The sequence below is a fragment of the Micrococcus luteus NCTC 2665 genome (assembly GCF_000023205.1).
GTDB classification, from domain to species: Bacteria; Actinomycetota; Actinomycetes; order Actinomycetales; family Micrococcaceae; genus Micrococcus; species Micrococcus luteus.
The window spans coordinates 1157685-1181032 of the sequence record NC_012803.1 but is presented as its reverse complement, the minus strand read 5'-3'; the positions used below and the strand labels follow the sequence as shown (position 1 = coordinate 1181032).

Genomic DNA, 23348 nt, shown 5'->3' with positions numbered 1-23348 from the left:
AGACGGAGGACTCAGCCGAGGACGAGGCCGCGGTCGTCCGGGTCCACGGGGTGCGGCAGTCGGGACCAGCGCTCGAGCGACTCGTCGACCTCCTGCGCGCACGCACGCCCCTCGGCAATGGCCCAGACCACCAGGGAGGCGCCGCGCCCGGCGTCGCCGCACGCGAACACGCCCGGCTCGTCGGTCTCGTACCCGTCCTTCCGGGCCACGAGCCCGCGTGTCACGTGCACGCCGAGCTGCTGCGTGAGCAGCCCCTCCTCGATGCCGGTGAAGCCCAGCGCCAGCAGCACCAGGTCCGCCTGGACCTCGCGCTCGGTGCCCGCCTTGGGCCCGCGCGTGCCGTCCTCGCGGTACTCGGTCTCCGCCACGCGCAGGGCGCGCACGCGGCCGTGCTCGTCGCCGAGGAACTCGACCGTGGAGGCAAGGTGCGCGCGGGCGCCGCCCTCGGCGTCGGCCGTGGTCTGCTGGTGGACCTTGGGGATCGTGGGCCACGGCTGGTGGACGGGGCGCTCGACCGGCAGCTGCTGGCCGATCGCCAGCGTCGTCACGGACGCCGCCCCCTGGCGGTGCGCGGTGCCGATGCAGTCCGCGCCAGTGTCGCCGCCGCCGAGGATCACCACGTGGCGCCCCTCGGCGGAGATCTGGTCCGGGACCTCGTCGCCGGCGACCGCGCGGTTGGACTGCACGAGGTAGTCCATGGCGAGGTGGATCCCGTCGAGGCCGCGGCCGGGGACGGGCAGCTCGCGGGCCACGGGGGCGCCGGTCGCCACGATCACGGCGTCGAAGCGGGCCTTGAGCTGGTCCCAGGGCAGGTCGACGCCGATCTCCACGCCGGTGCGGAACCGGGTGCCCTCGGCCTCCATCTGCGCCAGGCGCCGGTCCAGGACGTCCTTCTCCAGCTTGAAGTCCGGGATGCCCAGCCGCAGCAGGCCGCCGAGGCGCTCGTCGCGCTCGTAGACCACCACGGTGAAGCCGGCGCGGGTGAGCTGCTGCGCCGCGGCCAGTCCCGCCGGGCCCGAGCCGACGACGGCCACGGTGTGGCCGTTCAGGCGGGCCGGCACGACCGGCTCGAGCCAGTCGTTGTCGAAGATCTGCTCCGCGATCGCCACCTCGGTCTGCTTGATGGTGACCGCGGGCTGGTTGATGCCCAGGGTGCAGGAGTCCTCGCACGGGGCGGGGCAGATCCGCCCGGTGACCTCGGGGAAGTTGTTGGTCGAGTGCAGTCGCGCGGCGGCCTCGTCCCAGCGTCCCCGCCGGACCAGGTCGTTCCACTCCGGGATGAGGTTGCCCAGCGGGCACCCGGAGTGGCAGAACGGGATGCCGCAGTCCATGCACCGGCCGGCCTGGGTGCGCACGATCGCCTCGTCCTGGCGGACGTACACGTCCTTGAAGTCCATGATGCGCACCGGCACCGGACGCGTGGGGCGCTCGACGCGCTCCCGGTTCTTCAGGAATCCGCGCGGATCAGCCACGGGTCACCTCCAGCAGTCGGTCCCAGACGGCCTCCCCGTCCGGGTCGAGTCCCTCGGCCGTCGCGGCCTGACGGGTGCGCAGCACGAGGTCGTACTGCCGGGGCAGGACGGTCGTGAAGCGGTCCCACGCGGCGTCGGCGGCGTCCCCGCCGGCCCGCAGGTCGGCGAGCAGCGCGGCGGCGACGGCGGAGCCCGTCTCCGCGCGGTGCAGCTCCAGCAGCTCGGCGATCCGCAGCCGGTCCTGCGCGGACGGCGCCTCGAGGATCAGGGCGTCCTCGCGGACGGCGAGTGGGTTCAGGTCCTCCCGGTCCAGGTCCAGCACCCAGGCCCGCCCGCCGGACATGCCGGCGGCGAGGTTGCGGCCGGTCTCGCCGAGGATCAGCGCCTCACCGCCGGTCATGTACTCCAGGCCGTGGTCGCCGATGCCCTCGGCCACCGCGGTGGCGCCGGAGTTGCGCACGAGGAACCGCTCCCCCACGCGGCCGCGCAGGAACAGCTGGCCCGAGGTGGCGCCGTAGCCGATCACGTTGCCGGCCACGGTGTTCTCCTCGGCCACGAACGGGGCCTCGGCGTCGGGGCGGACGATCACGCGTCCCCCCGACAGGCCCTTGCCGACGTAGTCGTTGGCGTCGCCCGAGAGCCGCAGGGTGACGCCGGCGGGCAGGAAGGCGCCGAGGGACTGGCCGGCCTCGCCCGTCAGGCGCACGGTGATCGTGTCGTCGTCCAGCTCGTCGGCGAGCCGCGTGCTCGTGACGTGGTAGCCCAGCAGCGTGCCCACGGACCGGTCCGTGTTCACGACGGCCTCGTCCATCACGACGGGCGTGCCCGTCGTGAGCGTGTCCCCCAGCCGGGCGATGAACCGGTGGTCGATGTGGGAGGCGAGGTCGTGGTCCTGCTCGGTGGTGCGGCGCATGGGCGCGTCCTCGTGGCCCGGACGCCGGCCGACGGAGGGGTCCGCGAGGATGCCCGAGAGGTCCAGGCCCTCGGACTTCCAGTGGTGCAGGGCCGCGTCCACGTCGAGCAGCTCGCGGTGGCCGATCGCCTCGTCGAGCGTGCGGAAGCCCAGCTGCGAGAGCAGCTCGCGGACCTCCTGCGCGATGAACTCGAAGAAGTTGACGACGAACTCGGGCTTGCCCGTGAAGCGCGCGCGCAGCTCGGGGTTCTGGGTGGCCACGCCCACGGGGCACGTGTCCAGGTGGCACACGCGCATCATGATGCAGCCGGAGACCACGAGCGGGGCGGTCGCGAAGCCGAACTCCTCGGCCCCGAGCAGTGCGGCGATCACGACGTCCCGGCCGGTCTTGAGCTGCCCGTCCACCTGGACGGTGACGCGCTCGCGCAGGCCGTTGAGCATGAGCGTCTGCTGCGCCTCGGCCAGGCCGATCTCCCACGGGGTGCCCGCGTGCTTGAGGGAGTTCAGCGGGGAGGCGCCCGTTCCGCCGTCGTGGCCGGAGATGAGCACGACGTCGGCGCGCGCCTTGGCGACGCCCGCGGCCACCGTGCCCACGCCGGACTCGGAGACGAGCTTGACGTGGACCCGCGCGGTCGGGTTGGCCCGCTTGAGGTCGTGGATCAGCTGCGCCAGGTCCTCGATCGAGTAGATGTCGTGGTGCGGCGGCGGCGACACCAGGGAGACGCCCGGGGTCGAGTGCCGCGTGCGGGCGACCCACGGGTACACCTTGGTCCCCATCAGCTGGCCGCCCTCGCCGGGTTTGGCGCCCTGGGCCATCTTGATCTGCAGGTCGGTCGCGGTGGCCAGGTACAGGCTGGTGACGCCGAACCGGCCCGAGGCGATCTGCTTGATCTTCGAGCGGCGCTCCGGGTCCAGCAGGCGCTCGGGGTCCTCGCCGCCCTCGCCCGAGTTCGAGCGGGCGCCGAGGCGGTTCATGGCGATCGCGAGGGTCTCGTGCGCCTCCTGCGAGATGGAGCCGTAGGACATCGCGCCGGTGGAGAAGCGGCGCACGATCGACTCGACGGGCTCCACCTCGGAGACGGGCACCGGCGGCCGCTCGCCCGTGCGCAGGCGCATGAGCCCGCGCAGGGTCATGAGCTCCTCCGCCTGGTCGTCCACGCGACGCGTGTAGTCCTTGAAGACGTCGTAGCGCCGCTCCCGCGTGGAGTGCTGGAGGCGGAACACGGTCTCGGGGTTGAACAGGTGCGGCGCGCCCTCGCGCCGCCACTGGTACTCGCCGCCCACCTCGAGCTCGCGGTACGGGTTGATGTCGTTGCCGTCCGGCGGATACGCGAACTCGTGGCGCGCCTGGATCTCGGCGGCGACGACGTCGATGCCCACGCCGTCGAGCGGGCTCGTGTTGCCCACGAAGTAGCGGTCCACGAAGCGCCGGGACAGGCCGAGCGCCTCGAACGTCTGGGCGCCGGTGTAGGAGGCGACCGTGGAGATGCCCATTTTGGACATGATCTTCTGGACGCCCTTGCCGAGCGCCTTGATCAGGTTCGCCACGGCCTGCTCGGCGGTGACGCCCGAGACCTCCCCCGTGCGCACGAGCTCCTCGGCGGACTCCATGGCCAGGTACGGGTTGACCGCGGAGGCCCCGTAGCCGAGCAGGACGGCCACATGGTGGACCTCGCGCACGTCGCCCGCCTCGACGATCAGCGAGCTCTTGGTGCGGTTGGCCGAGGCCAGCAGGTGGTGGTGCACGGCGGAGGTCAGCAGCAGGGACGGGATCGGCGCCCACTGGGCGGTGGCGCCGCGGTCGGACAGCACCACGTACTCCACGCCGCGGTTGACGGCGGCCGAGACCTGCTCGCAGATCGCCTTCAGCTGGGCGCGGAGCTCCTCGACGCCTCCGGCCACCCGGTACACGCCGTTCACCTTGAGGGTCAGGCGGGTGCCGTCGGCGTCGCGCAGGTGCTGGATGCGGGCCAGCTGGTCGTTGTCGATCACGGGGAACGGGACGTCGACCTGGCGGGTGCGCACCTGCTCGAGGGAGAGCACGTTGCCCTGCGGGCCGATCGCGGTGCGCATCGAGGTCACCTGCTCCTCGCGGATCGCGTCGAGCGGCGGGTTCGTCACCTGGGCGAAGGACTGCACGAAGTAGTCGAAGAGCAGCCGGGGCCGCTTGGCGAGGACGGCGATGGGCGTGTCCGTGCCCATCGCACCGAGCGGCTCGGCGCCCGTCTGGGCCATCGGCCCGACGAGGATGCGCAGCTCCTCCGAGGTGTACCCGAAGATGCGCTGACGCTGCAGGATCGACTCGGAGGTGTGGCGGACGTGCTCGCGCTCGGGGAGCGACTCCAGGTCCAGGAGGTTCTGGCGCACCCAGTCCTCCCACGGCTGGGCGGAGGCGACCTCGGCCTTGATCTCGTCGTCGCCGATGATCCGGCCCTGCTCGGTGTCCACGAGGAACATGCGCCCCGGGGCCACGCGCCCCTTGCGCACCACCGCCGAGGGCTCGATCGGCACGACGCCGACCTCGGAGGCCAGGACGACGAGGCCGTCGTCGGTGACCCACCAGCGGGCGGGGCGCAGGCCGTTGCGGTCCAGCACGGCGCCCACCTGGGTGCCGTCGGAGAAGGCGACGGCGGCCGGTCCGTCCCAGGGCTCCATGAGCATGGAGTGGTACTGGTAGAAGGCGCGGCGGGCCGGGTCCATGGTCGCGTGGTTCTCCCACGCCTCCGGGATAATCATCATGATCGCCTGGGTGAGCGGGCGCCCGGAGAGCATGAGCAGCTCCGCGACCTCGTCGAAGGAGGCCGAGTCCGAGCCGATGGGGCTGATCAGCGGGAACAGGTCCTCGGGGACCTCGCCGAGCATCGGGTGCTTGAGCTGGCCCTGACGGGCGCGCATCCAGTTGCGGTTGCCCTTGACCGTGTTGATCTCGCCGTTGTGCGCGATGGTGCGGAACGGCTGGGCCAGCGGCCACGAGGGGAACGTGTTGGTGGAGAACCGCGAGTGGACCACGCCCAGCCGGGTGGTGAACCGCTCGTCGGAGAGGTCCGGGTAGAACGGCTCCAGCTGGGCCGTCGTCAGCATGCCCTTGTAGACGATCGTCTGGGACGAGAGCGAGGGGAAATAGACGCCGGCGCGGGACTGGGCGCGGCGGCGCACCCGCCACGCCCGCACGTCCAGCGACTGCCCCGGCTCGGTGCCGTCCTGACCGTCCGCCAGGGACAGGAACAGCTGCTCGAACGCGGGCATGGCCGCCCGGGAGCCGACGCCCAGGGCCGAGGGGTCGGTGGGCACCTCGCGCCACGCCAGGACCTGCAGCCCCTCCTCCTCGGCCAGCCGCTCGACGGCCTCCTTCGCCTCGGCGCGCTCGCCGTCGACGGGCGGCAGGAAGGCGGTGCCGGCGACGTACTCGCCCACGGGGGGCAGCTCGGCGTCGACGACGGCACGGAACAGCTCGTCGGGGATCTGGGTCAGCAGGCCGGCGCCGTCGCCGGTGCCCTCGTCGGCGCCCACCGCCCCGCGGTGCTCGAGCGCGCGCAGGGCGGTCAGCGCGTGCTGGACGATGTCGTGGCCCGGGGTGCCCCGCAGGGTGGCGATGACGGCGAGGCCGCAGTTCTCGGTCTCCCGGGACGGGTCGTAGAGGCCCTGGGCGGCGGGGACGTCCGCATAGCGGACGAAGGGATCCACCGGTCCCCCCGCGCGGGGGGCCGAGGCGGGCGAGGATGCCACGGGCATGGTGCCGTCCTTTCCGGAGAGCAGGGGCTCGGACGGGGACGGCGCTGGCCCCGACGCTCGGGGCCGACGGCCCCGAGGTGGAAGAGACGCTACCGGGCGCGACGTCCCACTGTGCGGAACCGGACGTTCTGTGACACGCCGAATGTCCACCATGTGGGACACCGGGGCCCCGGGCGCCCCTCGCGGGCGCGCCGGGGAGCGGGTCAGCGCCGGACGGCGTCGTCCTCCGCCGCGCCCACGGCGTGGGACCCGGAGCGGCCCGCGGCGACGGCGGCGCCGTCGTCGCCCTCGGGGGCGTGCCCGGCGCGCCACACGCTCTGGTGGGCGTGGGGGCCGGCGGCCGCGCCGCGATGGCGCAGCAGGATCCCGACGATGAACGCGAGGGCGATGACGAACACCAGCAGGGACGTCCACACGTTGAGCCGCTGGGTGACGCCGAAGAGCGTGACCATCTCGGCGTCGTCGATGCGCAGCATCTCGATCCACGTGCGGCCCGCGGTGTACCAGGCGACGTAGGACCACAGCATGAGGCCGTGGCGCAGGTGCAGCGCGCGGTCCACGAGGAGCAGCAGCGCGACCCCGGCCAGGTTCCACAGGCACTCGTAGAGGAACGTGGGGTGGAACAGCGTGTCCGGGGCGTAGCCGGCCGGGAAGTTCGGGCTGGCCGGGTCGACCTCGAGCCCCCAGGGCAGGGTCGTCGGGCCGCCGAAGAGCTCCTGGTTGAACCAGTTGCCCCACCGGCCGATGGCCTGGGCCAGCAGGATGCCCGGCGCGACGACGTCGCCGAAGGCCGTCAGCCGCAGCCCGTAGCGGCGGCACGCGATCCACGCGCCCACGGCGCCGAGGGCGATCGCGCCCCAGATGCCCAGTCCACCGTTCCACACGTACAGGATCTGGATCGGGTCGCCCGTGCCGTCGAAGCCGGGCCCGAAGTACCGGTCCGGTGAGGAGAACACGTGGTAGAGCCGACCGCCCACGAAGCCGAACGGGATGGCCCACAGGGCGATGTCGAGCACACGGTCCTCGGGGCCGCCGCGGGCGCGCCACCGACGCTCGGCGAGCCACAGCGCCAGGACGATGCCCAGGATGATGCACAGCGCGTACGCGTGGATCTTCACCGGGCCCAGCTGGAACCCGTCCCACCCGGGGGCGGGGAAGGCGGCGAGCGGGGCCAGGGCGGCGGTCACCCTCAGCCCTCTCGGACCGTGCCGGCGGCGAGCTCGCGGGTCAGCGTCCCCACGGCCTGCGGCCCGCCGTCCGTCAGCGCGCGCACCAGGGCCGTGCCGACGATCGCGCCGTCGGCGTAGGCGCCGATCTCGCGGACGTGCGCCGCCTGGGAGACGCCGAGGCCGACGCACACGTGCTCCGCCCCGGCATCCTGAGCCCGGCGGACCACGGTCTCGGCGACGGTGGACACCGTGTCGCGGGTGCCGGTGACGCCCATGACCGACACGGCGTACACGAAGCCGCGGGAGGAGTCGACGGTGAGGCGCACCCGCTCGTCCGTGGACGAGGGCGCGGTGAGGAACACGCGGTCCAGGCCGTGACGGTCCGAGGCCTCCATCCAGGCGCCGGCCTCCTCGGGCACGAGGTCAGGGGTGACGAGACCGGCGCCCCCGGCCTCCGCGAGGCGGCGCGCGAACTCGTCGACGCCCATGCGGTCCACGAGGTTCCAGTAGGTCATCACCAGCACCGCGGCGTCGGTGCGCTGGGTCACCCGTCGGATGATGTCGAAGACGTCGGCCACGCGGAAACCCGCCTGCAGCGCCGTCTGGGTCGCGGCCTGGATCACGGGGCCGTCCATCACGGGGTCCGTGTAGGGCAGGCCCAGCTCGATGACGTCGGCGCCGTTCTCCGCGGCGGCGACGACGGCCTCGACGCACTCGTCCACGGACGGGTAGCCGGCCGGCAGGAAGGCGACGAGGCCGGTGCGGCCGGCCGCCTTCGCGGCGTCCAGGGCCGCGGCGGTCTTGGAGTGCACGGTCATGCCGGTCACTGCTCCTCTCCGGGGGTCATCTCCTCGAGCGGGTCCTTCTCCTCCGCGGCCGTGCCGAGGCCGAACCAGGCCGCCGCCGTGGCGACGTCCTTGTCCCCGCGGCCGGAGAGGTTCACGATGATGATCCGCTCCTCCCCCTCCGGGGCGTCCGGCCCCACGAGGCCCTCGTCCGCCCAGCGGCGGGCCAGGCGCAGCGCGCCGGCCAGGGCGTGGGCCGACTCGATGGCGGGCGTGATGCCCTCGGTGCGCGTGAGCCGGAGGAAGGCGTCCATGCACTCGGTGTCCGAGACCGGCTCGTAGACGGCGCGGCCCGTGTCGTGCAGGAAGGCGTGCTCCGGGCCGACGGCCGGGTAGTCCAGGCCGGCGGAGATCGAGTGGGAGTCGATCGTCTGCCCGTCCTCGTCCTGCATCAGGTACGTGCGGGCGCCGTGCAGCACGCCGGTGCGTCCGAGCGTGATGGACGCGGCGTGGCGACCGGTCTCGAGGCCCTCGCCCCCGGCCTCGAAGCCGTAGAGCTCCACCTCAGGGTCGTCGAGGAAGCCGTGGAACAGGCCCATCGCGTTGGACCCGCCGCCCACGCACGCCGCGACGGCGTCCGGCAGGCGGCCGGCCTGCGCCAGGATCTGCTCGCGGGCCTCCTCGCCGATCACGGAGTGGAAGTAGCGCACCATGGCGGGGAACGGGTGCGGGCCCGTGACCGTGCCCATCAGGTAATGCGTGGTGTCCACGGAGGCGACCCAGTCCCGCAGGGCCTCGTTGATCGCGTCCTTGAGGGTGCGGGCGCCGATCGCCACGGGCACCACCTCGGCGCCGAGCATCTGCATGCGGGCCACGTTCAGGGCCTGGCGGCGGGTGTCCTCCTCCCCCATGTACACGGTGCACTCCATGCCGAACAGCGCGGCCGCCGTCGCCGTGGCCACGCCGTGCTGGCCGGCGCCGGTCTCCGCGATCAGGCGCGTCTTGCCCATGCGGCGGGCGAGCAGCGCCTGGCCGATCACGTTGTTGATCTTGTGCGAGCCGGTGTGGTTGAGGTCCTCGCGCTTGAGGAAGATGCGCACCCCGGGGGTATCCGCGGCGAACCGCGGCACCTCGGTCAGCAGGGAGGGCCGGTTCACGTAGTCCCGGAACAGGGTCCGCAGCTCGGCTTCGAAGGCGGGGTCCTGCCGCGCCTCCTCGTAGGTGCGGGTGAGCTCCTGCAGCGCGGCCATGAGGGACTCGGGCATCCACTGCCCGCCGTAGTCGCCGAAGTAGGGCCCGGCCTGACCCTGATAGGGCCCCTCGAACTCGATCGCGGGCTCGGTGCTCGGACGGTCGGCGCTCATGGCGACCACGCTCCTCGGGTCTGGTTCGGTCAGCGGACGGTGAGGGACGCGGCGCGGAACGCGCGCAGCGCCTCCTCGGGGGCGCCGTGGCGCACGAGGGCCTCGCCCACGAGCACGACGTCGGCGCCTGCGGCGGCGTAGGCCTTGATCTGCGCCTCGGACTCGACGCCCGACTCGGCGACCCGGACGACGTCCTCGGGCAGCCCGTCGGCCAGCGCGGCGTAGCGGGCCGGGTCGACGTCCAGGGTCTTGAGGTTGCGCACGTTGACGCCGAGGATGCGGGCGCCGGCGGCGACGCCGCGCTCGATCTCCTCGGGCGTGTGGGCCTCCACGAGGGCGTGCATGCCCAGGGACTCGGTGAGCTGCAGGAAGCCGGCCAGCTCGGCGTCGTCGAGGGCGGCCACGATCAGCAGGACCAGGTCGGCCCCGTGGGCGCGGGCCTCGTGGATCTGGTACTCGGTGACGGTGAAGTCCTTGCGCAGGACCGGCAGATCGACGGCGGCGCGCACGGCGTCCAGGTCGGCCAGGCTGCCGCCGAAGCGGCGGGCCTCGGTGAGCACGGAGACGGCGCTGGCGCCGCCGCGCTCGTACGCGCGGGCCAGGGTGGCCGGCTCGGGGATCTCGGCGAGCGCGCCCTTGGAGGGGCTCGCCCGCTTCACCTCGGAGATCACCCGGATCCCCGCGGGGTCGGTGCGTCCGCCGTGCAGGGCCGCGTGGGCGTCACGCGGCGCGGGGGCGGCGGCCACCAGCTCGGCCAGGCGCGCCTCGGGCAGGTCACGGCGACGTGGCTCGAGGTCCTCGCGGACGCCGTCGATGATCTCCTGGAGGACGGACACGCGGATCAGTGACCGTGCTGGCCGCGACCCGCGCCGGCCTTGCCGGCGACGATGCCCACGACGACGCCCACGGCCATCAGGGCGAGCCCGATCCACACGACGACGCTCCAGTCGGCGAGCAGGCCGACGCAGCCGGCCACGAAGCCGACGAGCACGAGCGCCACCATGGCCCACGCGCCGGGCGAGTTGCCGTGGCCCGGCAGCTCGAGGTGGGTCGGGTCGTTGAGCACCAGGCCGTCCTCGGTGACGACGACGTCCTCGACGGCGCCGCGGCGGGCGGCGCGACGGGTGGTGGGCTCGGTGTGCGCGGTGTTCGCGGTGTGGCTCATGGCTGTCCCTCACTGGTGCGTGGTGTACATGACGACTGTCCCTCATTGTGCCATGCGGGCACGGGACCGGGCCCGCGTGACCCGGGACGACCCGGGCGGTGCGGGGCGGTCCGAGAGACGGGCGCTCACGTGGGGTCGTTGCCGCGGGACAGCTCGTCCCACGCGTCCATCTGGTCCACGCGCCGGCGCTGGGCCGCCTCGCGGGCGGACTGCGCGGGCTGCTCCCCGGCGGCGGCCGGGCCGGGCTCGGAGGCCGCAGGCGCCTTCTCGTAGCGCCGGGACGAACGCCAGCCACGGCCCGCCAGTGCCGCCGCGACGCCGCACAGCGCCGCAAGGACGCCACCGGCCGCCGCGACCCACGGCCACGCCGTCACGGCGTAGTCCTGCGCGAGCGCGGTGGTCCCGGTCGCGTCGGCGACCGCGGCGGCCGCCGTCGTCGCCGGGTCCAGGGCGGCGGTGACCGAGGTCGAGGCGATCACGACCCCGGCGAGCGCCATGAGGACGCCGACGATCACGGCGCCGAGGCGCCGGGCGGTGGTCAGGGCGAGAGCACCGGCCATCACGACGAGCGCCATGGCCGTGGCGACGGGCGCGGCGGCGCCGCCCGACGTCGTCGCCTCCGAGGCGATCCCGCCGGACAGGCCCGTGGCGGTCACCCACGTGCGGCCCGCGGTGAGCAGGACGAGCGCGCCGGCGGCCAGCGCGGCGAGGACCACGGTGCGGCGGCGCATCACGCCTGCCCCAGCTCGCCCGCGGTCAGCACGGACCGCAGCGGCGCCGTCGCCTTGGTGACGGTCTCGGCGGTCTCGGCGTCGGGGTCGGAGTCGGCGACGATGCCGGCGCCGGCCTGCACGTGCGCCTGGCCGCGGTGCAGCGTGGCCGAGCGGATGTTGATCGCCATGTCCATGTTGCCCGCCAGGTCGAAGTAGCCGACGACGCCGCCGTAGGGCCCGCGCGCGGTCGGCTCCCACTCGTCCAGCAGCTGCAGGGCGCGGGGCTTCGGGGCGCCGGACAGCGTGCCGGCGGGGAAGGCGGCGCGGAGGACGTCGAGCGCGTCGACGTCGTCGCGCATGCGGCCCTCCACGTGCGAGACCAGGTGGAGGATGTGGCTGAACGCCTCGAGCTCCATGAACTGGGTGACCTCGACGGTGCCGGGGCGGCACACGCGCGAGAGGTCGTTGCGGGAGAGGTCCACGAGCATGAGGTGTTCGGCCCGCTCCTTCTCGTCCTCCAGCAGGTCCTTGCCGAGGAGGCGGTCGTCCTCCGCGGTGGCCCCGCGCCGCCGTGAGCCGGCGATCGGATGGGTGACCACGCGGCGGTCCCGCACGGTGACGAGCGCCTCGGGCGAGGAGCCCACGATCTCGTACGGCTCCCCGTCCGGGGTCTCGAAGGAGAAGAGGTACATGTAGGGGCTCGGGTTCACCGTGCGCAGGACGCGGTACACGTCCAGACCGGTGGCGTCCGTGGTGACCGAGAGACGGCGGGAGACGACGGCCTGGAACACCTCGCCGTCGCGGATCGCCCGCTGGGCCTTCGCGACGGCCTCGCGGAACCCGGCGGGGCCCCACCGGTCCTCGGCCTGGGCGGCGACCTCGTCCGCGTCCGCCTCGAGCCAGCGGCGCGGGACGTCGCTGACCGGGTCCGCGGCCGGGGCGGCCAGGCGCTCGGCCATCGCGTCCAGGCGGGCGAGCGCGTCGTCGTAGGCGCGGTCCGCACCGGTGGCCAGGCCGTTGCCGTTCACCGCGTTGGCGATCAGCGTCACGGTGCCGTCGAGGGCATCGTGCACGGCCAGGTCGGTGACGAGGTTCATCGCGAGGTCGGGCAGGCCGAGGTGGTCCTCGGGCGGGTGCGGCAGGCGCTCCCACGCGCGGACCGTGTTCCACCCCAGGAAGCCGGCCATGCCGGAGACGAGGTGCGGCAGAACGCCTCCGACCTCGGCGCGCACGTCCGTGCGCAGCAGGCGCAGGCACGCCGCGAGCACGTCCAGGGCTCGGCCCTGCGTGGGCAGCCCCTCGGGCGGGGTGCCCTGCCAGTGCGCCTCGCCGTCCCGCGAGGTCAGGGTGACGGCGGAGCCGGCCCCGATGAAGCTGTACCGGGACCAGGCCGCCCCCGGGGTGGCGGACTCCATCAGGAAGGTGCCGGGGCGGGAGCCAGCCAGGCGCCGATGGATCGCCAGCGGCGTGAGGCCGTCCGCCAGCACCGTGCGGACCACGGGGATCACGCGGGCGGTGTCCGCCAGACGCAGGAACTCCGCACGGGAGGGAGTGGTGGCGGCGGTCATCGGGCGGCCTCCTCAGGGTCGACGGCGGCCGGCGGCATGACGAGCTCGCGGCCGGTGAAGCAGGTGCGGGTGCCCGTGTGGCAGGCGGGGCCGGTCTGGTCCACGGTGAGCAGCAGGGTGTCGCCGTCGCAGTCCGCGTGGACCGCGCGCACCCGCTGCAGGTGGCCCGAGGTCTCCCCCTTGCGCCACAGCTCGCCGCGCGAGCGGGACCAGTAGGTGGCCCAGCCGGTCTCGAGCGTCGCGCGCAGGGACTCCGCGTTCATCCACGCCATCATGAGCACCTCGCCGGTGCCCTCCTGCTGGGCGATGGCGGGCACCAGGCCCCGGTCGTCGAAGGTCACGGAGGCCACGAGGTCGTCGGGCGGGGAGATGCTCATGGAGGTCCAGTCTAGGGAGCCGGAGCGGGGCGTGGCCGCCGGGGTCAGCGGACGGTGTGCCCCGCCTGCCGCAGGGCGTCCTTGACGCGGGCGAGCATGTCGTCCGGGCCGAAGTGGAACAGGGAGGCGGCGAGCACCGCGTCCGCACCGGCCGCGACGGCGGGTGGGAAGTGCTCGGGCTCGCCGGCGCCGCCGGAGGCGATCAGCGGCACGCGCGTCACGGCGCGCACGTCCCGGATCATCTCCAGGTCGAAGCCCTCGCGCGTGCCGTCCGCGTCGATCGAGTTGAGCAGGATCTCCCCCACGCCGCGCTCGGAGGCCTCACGGCACCAGGCGACGGCGTCGATGCCGGTGCCGCGGCGTCCGCCGTGGGTGGTGACCTCATAGCCGGAGGCGCAGCCCGGGTCCTCCGTGCGCCGGGCGTCGAGGGAGAGCACGAGGACCTGGGACCCGAAGCGGCGGGTGATCTCCGTGATCAGCTCGGGCCGGGCCACGGCGGCGGTGTTGACGGAGACCTTGTCCGCCCCCGTGCGCAGCAGCCGGTCCACGTCCTCGACGGTGCGTACGCCGCCGCCCACGGTCAGCGGGATGAAGACCTCCTCGGCCGTGCGGGTCACGACGTCGTAGGTCGTGGCGCGGTCCGAGGTGGAGGCGGTGACGTCGAGGAACGTGATCTCGTCGGCACCCGCGGCGTTGTAGCGGCGGGCGAGCTCGACCGGGTCGCCCGCGTCCCGCAGGTTCTCGAAGTTCACGCCCTTGACCACGCGCCCGGCGTCCACGTCCAGGCAGGGGATGACACGCACGGCGAGGCTCACGTCGGCTCCTTCGTCTCGGGGGGCTCGGGCGGGACGGCGCGGGCCGTCAGAGGCGGATCGCGTGGATCGCGGAGATCAGGATGCCGCGGGCGCCCAGGGCGTACAGCTCGTCCATGACGCGGTTGGCGTCCGGCTTGCGGACCATGGAGCGCACGGCGACCATCGTCTCGTCCCGCAGCGGGGAGACCGTCGGTGACTCCAGTCCGGGGGTGACCGCGGTGGCCGCCTCCAGCAGGTCACGACGGATGTCGTAGTCGATCATCACCCAGCGGCGGGCCACGAGCACGCCCTTGAGGCGGCGCAGCAGCACGTCGAGGCCCTCGGGGCGCTCCCCTGCGCGGCAGATCAGCACGGCCTCCGAGTCGAGGATGGACTCGCCGAAGACCTCCATGCCGGCGGCGCGCAGGGTGCTGCCGGTCTCCACGACGTCGGCGATCGCGTCCGCCACGCCGAGCTTGACGGAGGACTCCACGGCGCCGTCGAGGTGGACCACCTCGGCGTCCAGGCCGGTGCGCTCCAGGTAGGCGTGCAGCAGGCCGTCGTAGCTGGTGGCGATGCGCCTGCCGGTCAGCTCGGACTCGGAGGAGAACGTGCCCACGGGCGCGGCCAGTCGGAACACAGACCGGCCGAAGCCCAGCGCCATGATCTCCTCCGCTGTGCCCTCGACCTGGGCGTCGCGGAACAGGTCCCGCCCGGTGAGGCCGACGTCGAGGGTGCCCTTGCCCACGTACACCGCGATGTCCCGGGGACGCAGGTAGAAGAACTCCACCTGGTTCTCGGGGTCCACGAGCACCAGCTCGCGGGAGTCGCGGCGCTGGCGGTAGCCGGCCTCCTGCAGGATCTCACGGGCGGCCTCGGCGAGGGCGCCCTTGTTCGGAACGGCGATGCGCAGCACGCGTCGGTCTCCTCGGGGTGCGGTGGGGCGGGCGGAAAACGGGGCCGGCGGCCTCAGAGGTGGCGGTAGACGTCCTCGAGGCTGATGCCGCGGGCGATCATCATGGTCTGCACGTGGTAGAGCAGCTGAGAGATCTCCTCGGCGGCGGCCTCATCCGACTCGTACTCGGCGGCCATCCAGACCTCGGCCGCCTCCTCGACGACCTTCTTGCCGATCGCATGGACGCCGGCGTCGATCTGGGCCACGGTGCCGGAGCCCTCGGGGCGCTCCTGCACCTTGCGCGTCAGTTCCGCGTACAGCTCGTCGAAGGTCTTCACGGGACCACCCTAGCCGCGCGCGGTCGGGCCGGGCGCGGTCGTCGTCGTGTGACGACCCGGCTCAGGCCCCGGCCCGGCGCAGCGCGAGCTCGGTGAGCACCGCCGCCTCGAGGGCCTCGCGGCCCTTGTCCTCGCGGGATCCGGGCAGGCCCGCCCGGTCGCGGGCCTGCTGCTCGGTGTCCACGGTGAGCACGCCGAAGCCCACGGGAACGCCTGTGCGCACCGAGACCTCCGTCACGCCCTGGGTCACGGACTGGCACACGTAGTCGAAGTGCGGGGTGTCCCCGCGCACCACGACGCCCAGGACCACGACGACGTCGAATCGCTCCGCCAGCCGCGCCGCGGCGACGGTGAGCTCGACGGTGCCGGGCACGCGCACGAGCACGGGTTCCAGGCCCAAATCCGCCGCGGCGGCCTGCGCCCCGGCGATCAGCCCGTCCATGATCTCCGTGTGCCACTGGGCGGCGACGATCGCCACGTTCAGGCCGCTCGCAGCGGCGGGGTCGGGGGTGAAGGTCGGGGCTCCGGCGCCGCTCATGGGGTGTCCTCCTGGTGGGTGGGGTGGGTCGGGTCGGTGGTCGGGTCATCGGCCGGCGTGGCGGGGCCGCCGGTGGCCGTCGGCGGTTCGAGCACGCGGTCCGCCAGGGCGTGGGCCATGCGGTCCCGCTTGGTGCGCAGGTAGACGACGTTGTGCTCGGTGACGGGCGTGGGGGCCGGGACACGCTCGACGACGTCGATGCCGGCCGCCCGCAGCCCCGCGACCTTCGCGGGGTTGTTGGTGACCAGGCGGATGCGCCGATGGCCGGCGGCCGTGAGGACGGCGGCGGCCCCGGCCCAGTCGCGCGCCTCGGCGGGCAGACCGAGGGCGAGGTTGGCCTCGACGGTGTCCATCCCCTCCTCCTGGAGCCGGTAGGCGCGGATCTTGTTGGCCAGGCCGATGCCGCGTCCTTCGTGGCCCCGGAGGTAGAGGACGGCGCCGCCCTCGGCCGCCGCGCGGGCCAGGGCGTCCTCGAGCTGGGGGCCGCAGTCGCAGCGCAGGGAGCCGAGCACGTCGCCGGTGAGGCACTCCGAGTGCACGCGGACGGTGAGGGGACGCTCCGGGTCGGTCTCCCCCGCCACGAGCAGCAGGTGCTCGGCCCCGGTCTCGGCGTCCACGTGGACGCTCACGCGGAACAGGCCGTGTCGGGTCGGCAGGGTGGCCTCGGCGGGGACGGCGGTCAGGGCCGGCGTCGTCTCCTCCAGGTGGGCCACGAGGTCCTCGATGGAGATCAGCACGAGGCCGTGCTCGTCGGAGAACTCCCGCAGGGCGGGCAGGCGCATCATGGTGCCGTCGTCGTGGACGAGCTCGGCGATGGCGGCCACGGGCGCGACGCCGGCCAGGCGGCACAGCTCGACGCCGGCCTCGGTGTGGCCGCGGCGGGCCCGGACGCCGCCGGGGACGGCGCGCAGGGGGAACACGTGACCGGGCCGGGTCAGGTCGCCGGGGGCGGCACCGGGGTCGGCGAGCACGCGGAGGGTGCGGGTGCGGTCGGCGGCGGAGATGCCGGTGGTGACGCCGGCGGCGGCGTCGACGGACACGGTGTAGGCGGTGCCCTTGGGGTCCTCGTTGACGGTGGTCATGGGCGGCAGGGCCAGGCGGTCGGCCAGGCCGGCCGGCAGGGGCGCGCAGATGACGCCCGAGGTGTGGCGGACGGTGAAGGCGGTGACCTCGTCGGTGGCCAGGGCGGCGGCGTAGATCAGGTCGCCCTCGTTCTCGCGGTCGGCGTCGTCCACGACGACGACCGGCCGGCCGGCGGCGATCGCGGCGATCGCCGCGGGGACGGGGTCCAGACGGATGTGCTCGCTCACGGGCGGGCCTCCTCGGTGGGTGCGGCGGGGGCGGACGGGATGAGCGCGAGACGCTCGGCGTACCGGGCGAGCACGTCGGTCTCGAGGTTGACGCGGTCGCCCGGCCGCAGGGCGCCCAGGGTGGTGGCCTCGAGCGTGGCCGGGATGATGCCGACCTCGAACCAGTGCGCGGCCGCGCCCGGGTCGGAGACGGCGGTGACGGTGAGGGAGACGCCCTGCAGGGCGATGGCCCCCTGCGCGGGGACGTAGCGGGCCAGGCGGGCGGGCAGGCCGATGCGCAGAGTGGTCCAGGCCCCGTGCGGGGTGACCGCGAGGACCTCGCCGGTCCCGTCCACGTGGCCCTGGACCACGTGCCCGTCCAGGTGGTCGGTGGGGCGCAGGCAGCGCTCGAGGTTGACCCGGTCCCCCGGGGCGCGGTCGCCGAGGCTGGTCATGCGCAGCGTCTGGCCCATGAGGTCGGCACGGAACACGCCGGGGCGCTCCGTGGGCTCGTCGAGGGCCGTGAGGCACACGCCGTCGACGGCGAGCGAGCCGCCGGCGGGCAGCCCGTCGAGGGCGCCGCCGGCGTCGAGGGTCAGCAGGGCGGTGTCGGCGGCCGCGTCGTGCTCGAGGGCGACGACGGTGCCGAGATGGGTGACGATGCCGGTGAACACTCAGTCCTCCTGGAAACGGGTCGGGGCGGGGGCGGTGGGCAGGCGCGGGGCCGGCACCGGGCTCAGGTGGGTCCAGACGTCGACGCCGAGGGCACGGACGGGGCCGCCCTCCGCGGGGTCGGGGTGCCAGCGCAGTCCCTCGGACAGCGTGGCGACGTCCAGGCCGGCGACGGCGGCGCGGCCCGGGCCGAGCAGCAGGGGCGCGGTGTAGACCATGAGCTCGTCCACGAGGCCGGCGCGCAGCCACGCGCCGAGCACGCGGGGCCCGCCCTCGATGAGCACGTGCTCGGCACGGCGGCCGTGGGGCCAGGGCCCGGGGTGGGCCGCGAGCGCGGCCAGGACGGCGTGCGGGTCGTGGTCGAGGACCTCCAGCACCACCGGGTGGGTGCGCAGGGCGGCGCCGTCGGGCACGGGCCGGTGACCCTGGACGACGGGCACGGGCTGGTGCGCGAGTTCGGCGCCGACGGCGTCACGGGCGGTGAGGCGGGGGTCGTCGGCCAGGACGGTCCCCGTGCCGACGACGATGGCGTCGACGCGGGAGCGCACCTTGTGGGCGTGGACGCGGGAGTCCGGGCCGGTGATCCACTGGCTCGTGCCGTCGGCGGCCGCGGCGTGGCCGTCGAGGGACTGGGCGAGGTGTCCGGTCACCCATGGGCGGCCTGCGTCGCGGACCTCGCGCCAGCGGGCGGTGAGCGTGAGGGCGGCCGTCTCGCCGGTGGGGCCGGTGACGTGCACCCCGTGCGCGGCGAGGCGGGCCGCGCCGCCGCCGTCGTGACCGGTGGGGTCCGCGACGGCGTAGCGCAGTGCGCCGATCTCCGCGTCCAGGACGGCCTGGGAGCAGGGGCCGGTGCTGCCGGTGTGGTCGCAGGGCTCGAGGGTGACGTGCAGCGTCAGGCCGGCGGGGTCGAGGGCGGCCAGGGCCGGATCCGCGGCGCGGGCGGCCCGCCAGCGGGCGAGGGCGTCGACCTCGGCGTGGGCGGTCCCCCGTCCGCGGTGGTGGCCGACGGCCAGGACGCGGCCGGCCTCGTCGGTCAGGACGGCCCCGACGAGGGGGTTGGCGCCGCGCACACCGCGCAGCGCGGCGTGGACGGCGAGGTCCATGGGGTCGGCGGGCGGGGTCTCGGCGGCGCTCATCGGGCGACGTCCCCCTCGGGGCCGTCGGGCAGCAGCGTCTCCACGGCGGGCTTGTCCCGGTCTGTGGCGCGCAGCCACACGAAGAAGCCGATCAGGGTGAAGGCGCCGTAGAAGGCGTACATCACGGCCGAGGCGTAGTAGCCGGTGCTCCACAGCAGGGGCACGCCGACGACGTCCACGGCCACCCAGATCAGCCAGAACTCCACCCAGCCGCGCGCCATGCCGTAGGTCGCCAGCAGCGATCCCACGAACGTCCAGGCGTCCGCCCACACCGGCTCCCACGAACCCAGGGCGCGGAACACGGGGGTGAGGGCGACGGTGCCGACCGCCATGGCCGTCACGAGGAACACGCGCCCGCGCCAGCCGGCCCACTCCGGGGTGATGGCGGGAGCGTCCTCGGCGTGGCCCCGGCGGGCCTGACGCCAGCGCGCCCAGCCGTAGACGGAGACGGCGATGAACATGACCTGTCGGCCGGCCTGGCCGAGCAGGGTGGCGTGATCGGCCCCCGTGAACAGGGAGGCGAGGAAGACCGTCAGCAGGATGAGGTTGCCGAGGATGCCCACGGGCCAGGCCCAGACCCTGCGCGCCATGCCGCCCAGGGCGGAGGCGAGGCCGAAGACGTTGCCCAGCACCTCGCGCATGAGCAGGCCCCCGCCGGCGACCGGGATGGTCCAGTTGAAGGCGTCCACTAACCAGTCCATGACCGTGACGCCACCTCCTCGGATCGGGACTCCGAGGGGTGCGCTCCGCAGCCCTCCCGCGCAGGGCGCGGAACGGCTCCGCCGCGTGCCTCTCCCATCCCGACTGTACGGTCGGCACCGGAATTCCACCGGTCAGGCCGCCCGGCACCGCCTCGGATGAGGACGGGCCGCGCGGTTAGCGGGCTGTCACCGCCGGTGCGGACTTCCACCGCATCTCGGAGCACGTTGCTGTCCAGCAGTATCGCACGCCCGGCCGGCCGCGCATGCCGGACGTCACCGGACGACGTCCGGCGCGGCGGCCGGGCGACCGCGTCGCCGGGCTCAGTGGCAGGCGCGGGCGGCGGCGGTGCGCAGGCCGACGAGCGCGGCGTCGGGGTCCTCGGCGCCGAACACCGCGGAGCCGGCCACGAACACGTCGGCCCCGGCCTCGGCCGCGCGTTCGATGGTCTCCCGGTTCACGCCGCCGTCGACCTGGAGGGCCAGCGGGGCGGGCCCGCCGTCGAGGGCGTGGCGTGCCCGGCGGATCTTCGGCAGCACGACGTCGAGGAACGCCTGCCCCCCGAAGCCGGGCTCCACGGTCATCAGCAGGAGCATGTCCAGCTCCGGGAGCATGTCCAGGTAGGGCTCGACCGCGGTCGCCGGCCGCAGCGCCATGCCGGCCTTCGCTCCGGCCGCGCGCAGCTCGCGGGCCAGTCGGACGGGCGCCGCCGAGGCCTCGGCGTGGAAGGTGACGGACTCGGCCCCCGCCTCCGCGTAGCCGGGCGCCCAGCGGTCGGCGTCCTCGATCATCAGGTGGAGGTCCAGCGGCAGGTCGGTGGCGCGGCGGATCGCCTCGACCACGGGCAGGCCGAGGGTGAGGTTCGGGACGAAGTGGTTGTCCATGACGTCCACGTGCACCGCGTCCGCGCTGGGGATGCGGGCCAGCTCGTCGGCGAGGCGGGCGAAGTCCGCGGACAGGATCGAGGGGTGCAGGCGCGGGGGGCGGGCGGTCATGGTCGGGTCCTCTCGGTCAGGCGCCGGGGGCGCGCAGCAGGGCCAGGAACATGGCGTCGGTGCCGTGCCGGTGCGGCCAGAGCTGGGCCGTGCGGGCGACCACGTCTGCCGGCTCCGGCGCGCCGGCGGGTTCGGCCTCGTCCAGGCGCAGGTCGTCGAGCGCGACGGCGTCGAGGGCGGTGCGGGCGTCGAGCAGCTCCAGCTCGGGGTGGCGGCGCACGAGGTCCTGGACCTGGACGACGGTCTCCGCGACGTGCGGGGAGCAGGTCACGTAGGCGAGCACCCCGCCGGGGGCGAGGACGGCGACCGCCGCGTCGAGCAGCTCGGCCTGCAGGCCGGTGAGCTCGGCGAGGTCGGCCGGGGTGCGGCGCCAGCGCGACTCGGGTCGGCGGCGCAGCGCACCGAGGCCGGTGCAGGGGGCGTCCACGAGGACGCGATCGAACGCCGGGGCCGCCTCGGGGGCGTCGGCGATCGTGCGACCGTCCCCGGCCCGGACGGTCCAGGCGCCGGCGGGCACGGCGGCGAGTGCCTGCCGGACGAGGTCGGCGCGGTGTGGGGCGACCTCGTTGGCCACGAGCGTCGCCCCCCGCTCGGCGGCGAGGGCAGCCAGCAGGGCCGCCTTGCCGCCGGGGCCGGCGCACAGGTCGAGCCAGCGCTCGGCCCGCCCCTCGGCCGCGGGGACGGGCACGTGCGCCAGGGCGCGGGCGGTGAGCTGGGAGCCGGCGTCCTGGACGCGGAGCACGCCCTCGCGCACCCCGGGCAGGCGGCCGGCGTCGCCGCCGGAGTGCAGGGCGGAGTCCGGGGCCAGCGGCCCAGGTTCGGCGCCGTCGTCGAGGGCCGCGGCGAGCGCTTCGGCCCCGCCGGCCACGGGCAGGGCGACGAGGTTGACCACGGGCGGGGCGTTGTTCGCCTCAAGCAGGGCGGCCAGCTCGGCGTCGCGGTCTGCGATGTGGCGGGTGCCGCGGTGGGCGGCCAGGGCCTGGCGCAGCGCGCGGACGATCCACACCGGGTGCGAGGTGCGGACGGCCAGGGCGGCGTCGCCGCCGTCGGCGGGGGCGACGTCGGCCAGCCACTCCTCGAGGGGGCGTTCGGCGATCCGACGCAGCACCGCGTTCACGAACCCGGAGGCGCCGGCCCCGACCTCGGCGCGCACGAGGGAGACGGTGGCGTCGAGGGCGGCGTGGGCGGGCACGCGCATGCCCAGCAGCTGGTGGGCGCCGAGCCGCAGGGCGTCGAGCACGGGTGGGTCGATCTTCTCGAGCGGGCGGTCCACGCAGCGGGTCAGGATCGCGTCGTACAGGCCGAGCCCGCGCAGGGTGCCGTAGGCGAGTTCGGTGGCGAAGCCGGCGTCGCGCCGGTCGAGGCGGGCCTGGCGGATGCGCGCCGGGAGGACCAGGTTCGCGTACGCGTCCTCGGCGTGGACGGAGCGGACCACCCCGAAGGCGACGCGGCGCGCCGGGTCGGCGGTGCGGGAGCGCTGCGACGGCGCCTGCGCCGAGTACTTCCGCGCGGCGCCGGAGCGACCCCGGTTGCGGGTGCGCCCCTGCGCGTCGCGGCGGTCCTGGGCGTCCGGCCGGGGTGCGCGGCCGCGTTCTCCGCGGGTCCCTCGCTCGCCCCGGCCCTGTCCTGGCTGTCCTTCGCGGCTCATGCGTGTGCCTCCTCGTCCTGTGCCGCGGTGTTCCGCGCGGCCTCGCGTGCCGCCGCCCGAGCGGCGGCCTCCTGACAGACCTGCGCCTCGTGGTCGGCGAGCTCATCCCCGGCCAGCAGCGCGGCCCCGGCGGCGGCGCCGCGTGCCCAGTCGGCGGCCGGCATCAGCTTCCTGCCCGCCGGCTGGACGCGGGAGAGCCGGACGGCCCCGCCGGCGGTGCGCAGCCAGGCGGCCTTCGCGGCCACCAGGATCTGCCCGGGAGCCGCTGCGTCGAGATCGGAGGGCCAGCCGTCGTCGCCGGCACGGACCGGGGCGACGCCGTCGAGCTTGAAGCGGGCCGGGGCGGCACCGTCGTCCGCGGTCAGCCAGCCCCAGGCGCCGGGCTCGGGGGTGACGCCGTTGATCCGGGCGGCCACCTCGGCGGCCGGGCGGGCGGGGTCCACCAGGCCGTCTGCGGCCGTGAGCTTCGGCGCGTGGGTGGGTTCGCCGCGCTGGGGCGTGGCGGTCGCGGTGCCGTCCGCCAGGCGGTCGAGCACGTCGATCACGAGCGGGCCGCCGCGCTCGGCGAGGTCGGTGAGCACGGCCCCGGCGGTCTCGTCGGCCGCGACGGGGCGGGTGAGCCGGGCGAAGACGGGGCCGGTGTCCAGGCCCTCTTCGAGCTGGAACACGTCGGCGGCGATCTCGGTCTCCCCGGCCATCACGGCGCGCTGGACGGGGGCGGCGCCGCGGTAGGCCGGCAGCGCGGAGAAGTGCAGGTTGAGCCAGCCGTGACGGGGGATCTGCAGGGCCTCGGCGGGCACGAGCGCCCCGTAGGCGACGACGACGGCCACGTCCGCCTCGAGCGCGCGGATCGCCTGGAGGGCATCGGCGCCCTCGGGTCCGCGGAGTCGGTCGGCCTTGAGCACGGGCAGGCCGGCCTCCTCTGCCGTGACCGCGACCGGCGACGGGGTCAGCACCCGCCGGCGCCCGACCGGGGCGTCCGGCCGGGTGAGCACGCCGACGACCTCGTGGGGCGAGTCGAGCAGGGCGCGCAGCGCGGGCACGGCGGTCTCGGGCGTGCCGGCGTAGAGCACGCGCAGGGGCGTC

The 23348-nt window shown here is 74.9% G+C and carries 21 protein-coding genes and 1 riboswitch; all 21 genes read right to left on the bottom strand.

The window, feature by feature from the left end:
- Nucleotides 1-11: 11 nt before the first annotated feature.
- The 21 genes from MLUT_RS17020 to MLUT_RS16920 all read right to left on the bottom strand — a co-directional run bounded on the left by MLUT_RS17020 (nucleotide 12) and on the right by MLUT_RS16920 (nucleotide 23341).
- Nucleotides 12-1472 carry a glutamate synthase subunit beta gene (locus MLUT_RS17020; RefSeq protein ID WP_010078754.1) on the bottom strand — a complete coding sequence of 487 codons (1461 nt, stop codon included), beginning with the start codon at nucleotides 1470-1472 and terminating at the stop codon, nucleotides 12-14.
- Nucleotides 1465-6117 (bottom strand): glutamate synthase large subunit, encoded by a 4653-nt coding sequence (gltB, locus tag MLUT_RS17015; protein WP_012750865.1) that lies wholly within the window; start codon nucleotides 6115-6117, stop codon nucleotides 1465-1467. Before gltB ends, MLUT_RS17020 begins: the two co-directional genes overlap by 8 nt.
- A 203-nt stretch (nucleotides 6118-6320) precedes the next feature.
- Complete coding sequence (gene lgt / locus MLUT_RS17010; protein ID WP_010078757.1) at nucleotides 6321-7304, bottom strand: prolipoprotein diacylglyceryl transferase; 984 nt, start codon at nucleotides 7302-7304, stop codon at nucleotides 6321-6323.
- A gap of 2 nt (nucleotides 7305-7306) precedes the next feature.
- Entirely contained in the window at nucleotides 7307-8113 is an 807-nt protein-coding gene (gene trpA / locus MLUT_RS17005; protein WP_010078758.1) for a tryptophan synthase subunit alpha, read from the bottom strand.
- Nucleotides 8110-9435, bottom strand: coding sequence for a tryptophan synthase subunit beta (gene trpB / locus MLUT_RS17000; protein WP_010078759.1), 1326 nt, complete (start codon nucleotides 9433-9435; stop codon nucleotides 8110-8112). Before trpB ends, trpA begins: the two co-directional genes overlap by 4 nt.
- 29 nt (nucleotides 9436-9464) lie before the next feature.
- On the bottom strand, nucleotides 9465-10271 hold the full coding sequence (gene trpC, locus MLUT_RS16995) for an indole-3-glycerol phosphate synthase TrpC (RefSeq protein ID WP_010078760.1): 807 nt from the start codon (nucleotides 10269-10271) through the stop codon (nucleotides 9465-9467).
- A gap of 5 nt (nucleotides 10272-10276) precedes the next feature.
- Nucleotides 10277-10600, bottom strand: a complete 324-nt coding sequence (locus tag MLUT_RS16990) for an HGxxPAAW family protein (RefSeq protein ID WP_010078761.1) — start codon at nucleotides 10598-10600, stop codon at nucleotides 10277-10279.
- 125 nt (nucleotides 10601-10725) lie between these two features.
- On the bottom strand, nucleotides 10726-11331 hold the full coding sequence (locus tag MLUT_RS16985) for a Trp biosynthesis-associated membrane protein (protein WP_010078762.1): 606 nt from the start codon (nucleotides 11329-11331) through the stop codon (nucleotides 10726-10728).
- The gene (locus MLUT_RS16980) at nucleotides 11331-12881 is read right to left on the bottom strand and encodes a chorismate-binding protein (RefSeq protein WP_010078763.1); all 1551 of its coding nucleotides are present in this window, start codon (nucleotides 12879-12881) and stop codon (nucleotides 11331-11333) included. Before MLUT_RS16980 ends, MLUT_RS16985 begins: the two co-directional genes overlap by 1 nt.
- Nucleotides 12878-13258 carry a phosphoribosyl-AMP cyclohydrolase gene (hisI, locus tag MLUT_RS16975; protein WP_010078764.1) on the bottom strand — a complete coding sequence of 127 codons (381 nt, stop codon included), beginning with the start codon at nucleotides 13256-13258 and terminating at the stop codon, nucleotides 12878-12880. The genes MLUT_RS16980 and hisI overlap by 4 nt, the downstream gene beginning before the upstream one ends.
- A gap of 44 nt (nucleotides 13259-13302) precedes the next feature.
- Entirely contained in the window at nucleotides 13303-14073 is a 771-nt protein-coding gene (gene hisF, locus MLUT_RS16970; RefSeq protein WP_010078765.1) for an imidazole glycerol phosphate synthase subunit HisF, read from the bottom strand.
- A 46-nt stretch (nucleotides 14074-14119) separates the two neighbouring features.
- Entirely contained in the window at nucleotides 14120-14968 is an 849-nt protein-coding gene (hisG, locus tag MLUT_RS16965) for an ATP phosphoribosyltransferase (RefSeq protein WP_010078766.1), read from the bottom strand.
- Nucleotides 14969-15021: 53 nt separating this feature from the next.
- On the bottom strand, nucleotides 15022-15285 hold the full coding sequence (locus MLUT_RS16960; RefSeq protein ID WP_010078767.1) for a phosphoribosyl-ATP diphosphatase: 264 nt from the start codon (nucleotides 15283-15285) through the stop codon (nucleotides 15022-15024).
- Between the two features lie 61 nt (nucleotides 15286-15346).
- Nucleotides 15347-15823 (bottom strand): 6,7-dimethyl-8-ribityllumazine synthase, encoded by a 477-nt coding sequence (ribH, locus tag MLUT_RS16955; RefSeq protein ID WP_010078768.1) that lies wholly within the window; start codon nucleotides 15821-15823, stop codon nucleotides 15347-15349.
- On the bottom strand, nucleotides 15820-17133 hold the full coding sequence (locus tag MLUT_RS16950) for a bifunctional 3,4-dihydroxy-2-butanone-4-phosphate synthase/GTP cyclohydrolase II (protein WP_010078769.1): 1314 nt from the start codon (nucleotides 17131-17133) through the stop codon (nucleotides 15820-15822). The genes ribH and MLUT_RS16950 overlap by 4 nt, the downstream gene beginning before the upstream one ends.
- Nucleotides 17130-17786: a riboflavin synthase gene (locus MLUT_RS16945; protein WP_010078770.1), complete on the bottom strand. Its 657-nt coding sequence runs from the start codon at nucleotides 17784-17786 to the stop codon at nucleotides 17130-17132. The genes MLUT_RS16950 and MLUT_RS16945 overlap by 4 nt, the downstream gene beginning before the upstream one ends.
- Nucleotides 17787-18920 (bottom strand): bifunctional diaminohydroxyphosphoribosylaminopyrimidine deaminase/5-amino-6-(5-phosphoribosylamino)uracil reductase RibD, encoded by a 1134-nt coding sequence (gene ribD, locus MLUT_RS16940; protein ID WP_010078771.1) that lies wholly within the window; start codon nucleotides 18918-18920, stop codon nucleotides 17787-17789.
- Nucleotides 18917-19621, bottom strand: coding sequence for a nicotinamide riboside transporter PnuC (gene pnuC / locus MLUT_RS16935; RefSeq protein ID WP_004167571.1), 705 nt, complete (start codon nucleotides 19619-19621; stop codon nucleotides 18917-18919). Before pnuC ends, ribD begins: the two co-directional genes overlap by 4 nt.
- Before the next feature lie 82 nt (nucleotides 19622-19703).
- A riboswitch (FMN riboswitch) is annotated at nucleotides 19704-19848 on the bottom strand.
- A 94-nt stretch (nucleotides 19849-19942) separates the two neighbouring features.
- Nucleotides 19943-20614 (bottom strand): ribulose-phosphate 3-epimerase, encoded by a 672-nt coding sequence (gene rpe / locus MLUT_RS16930; RefSeq protein ID WP_010078773.1) that lies wholly within the window; start codon nucleotides 20612-20614, stop codon nucleotides 19943-19945.
- A gap of 16 nt (nucleotides 20615-20630) precedes the next feature.
- Nucleotides 20631-22262, bottom strand: coding sequence for an RsmB/NOP family class I SAM-dependent RNA methyltransferase (locus MLUT_RS16925; protein WP_012750864.1), 1632 nt, complete (start codon nucleotides 22260-22262; stop codon nucleotides 20631-20633).
- Nucleotides 22259-23341 carry a methionyl-tRNA formyltransferase gene (locus tag MLUT_RS16920; protein ID WP_231936645.1) on the bottom strand — a complete coding sequence of 361 codons (1083 nt, stop codon included), beginning with the start codon at nucleotides 23339-23341 and terminating at the stop codon, nucleotides 22259-22261. The genes MLUT_RS16925 and MLUT_RS16920 overlap by 4 nt, the downstream gene beginning before the upstream one ends.
- Nucleotides 23342-23348 lie beyond the last annotated feature (7 nt).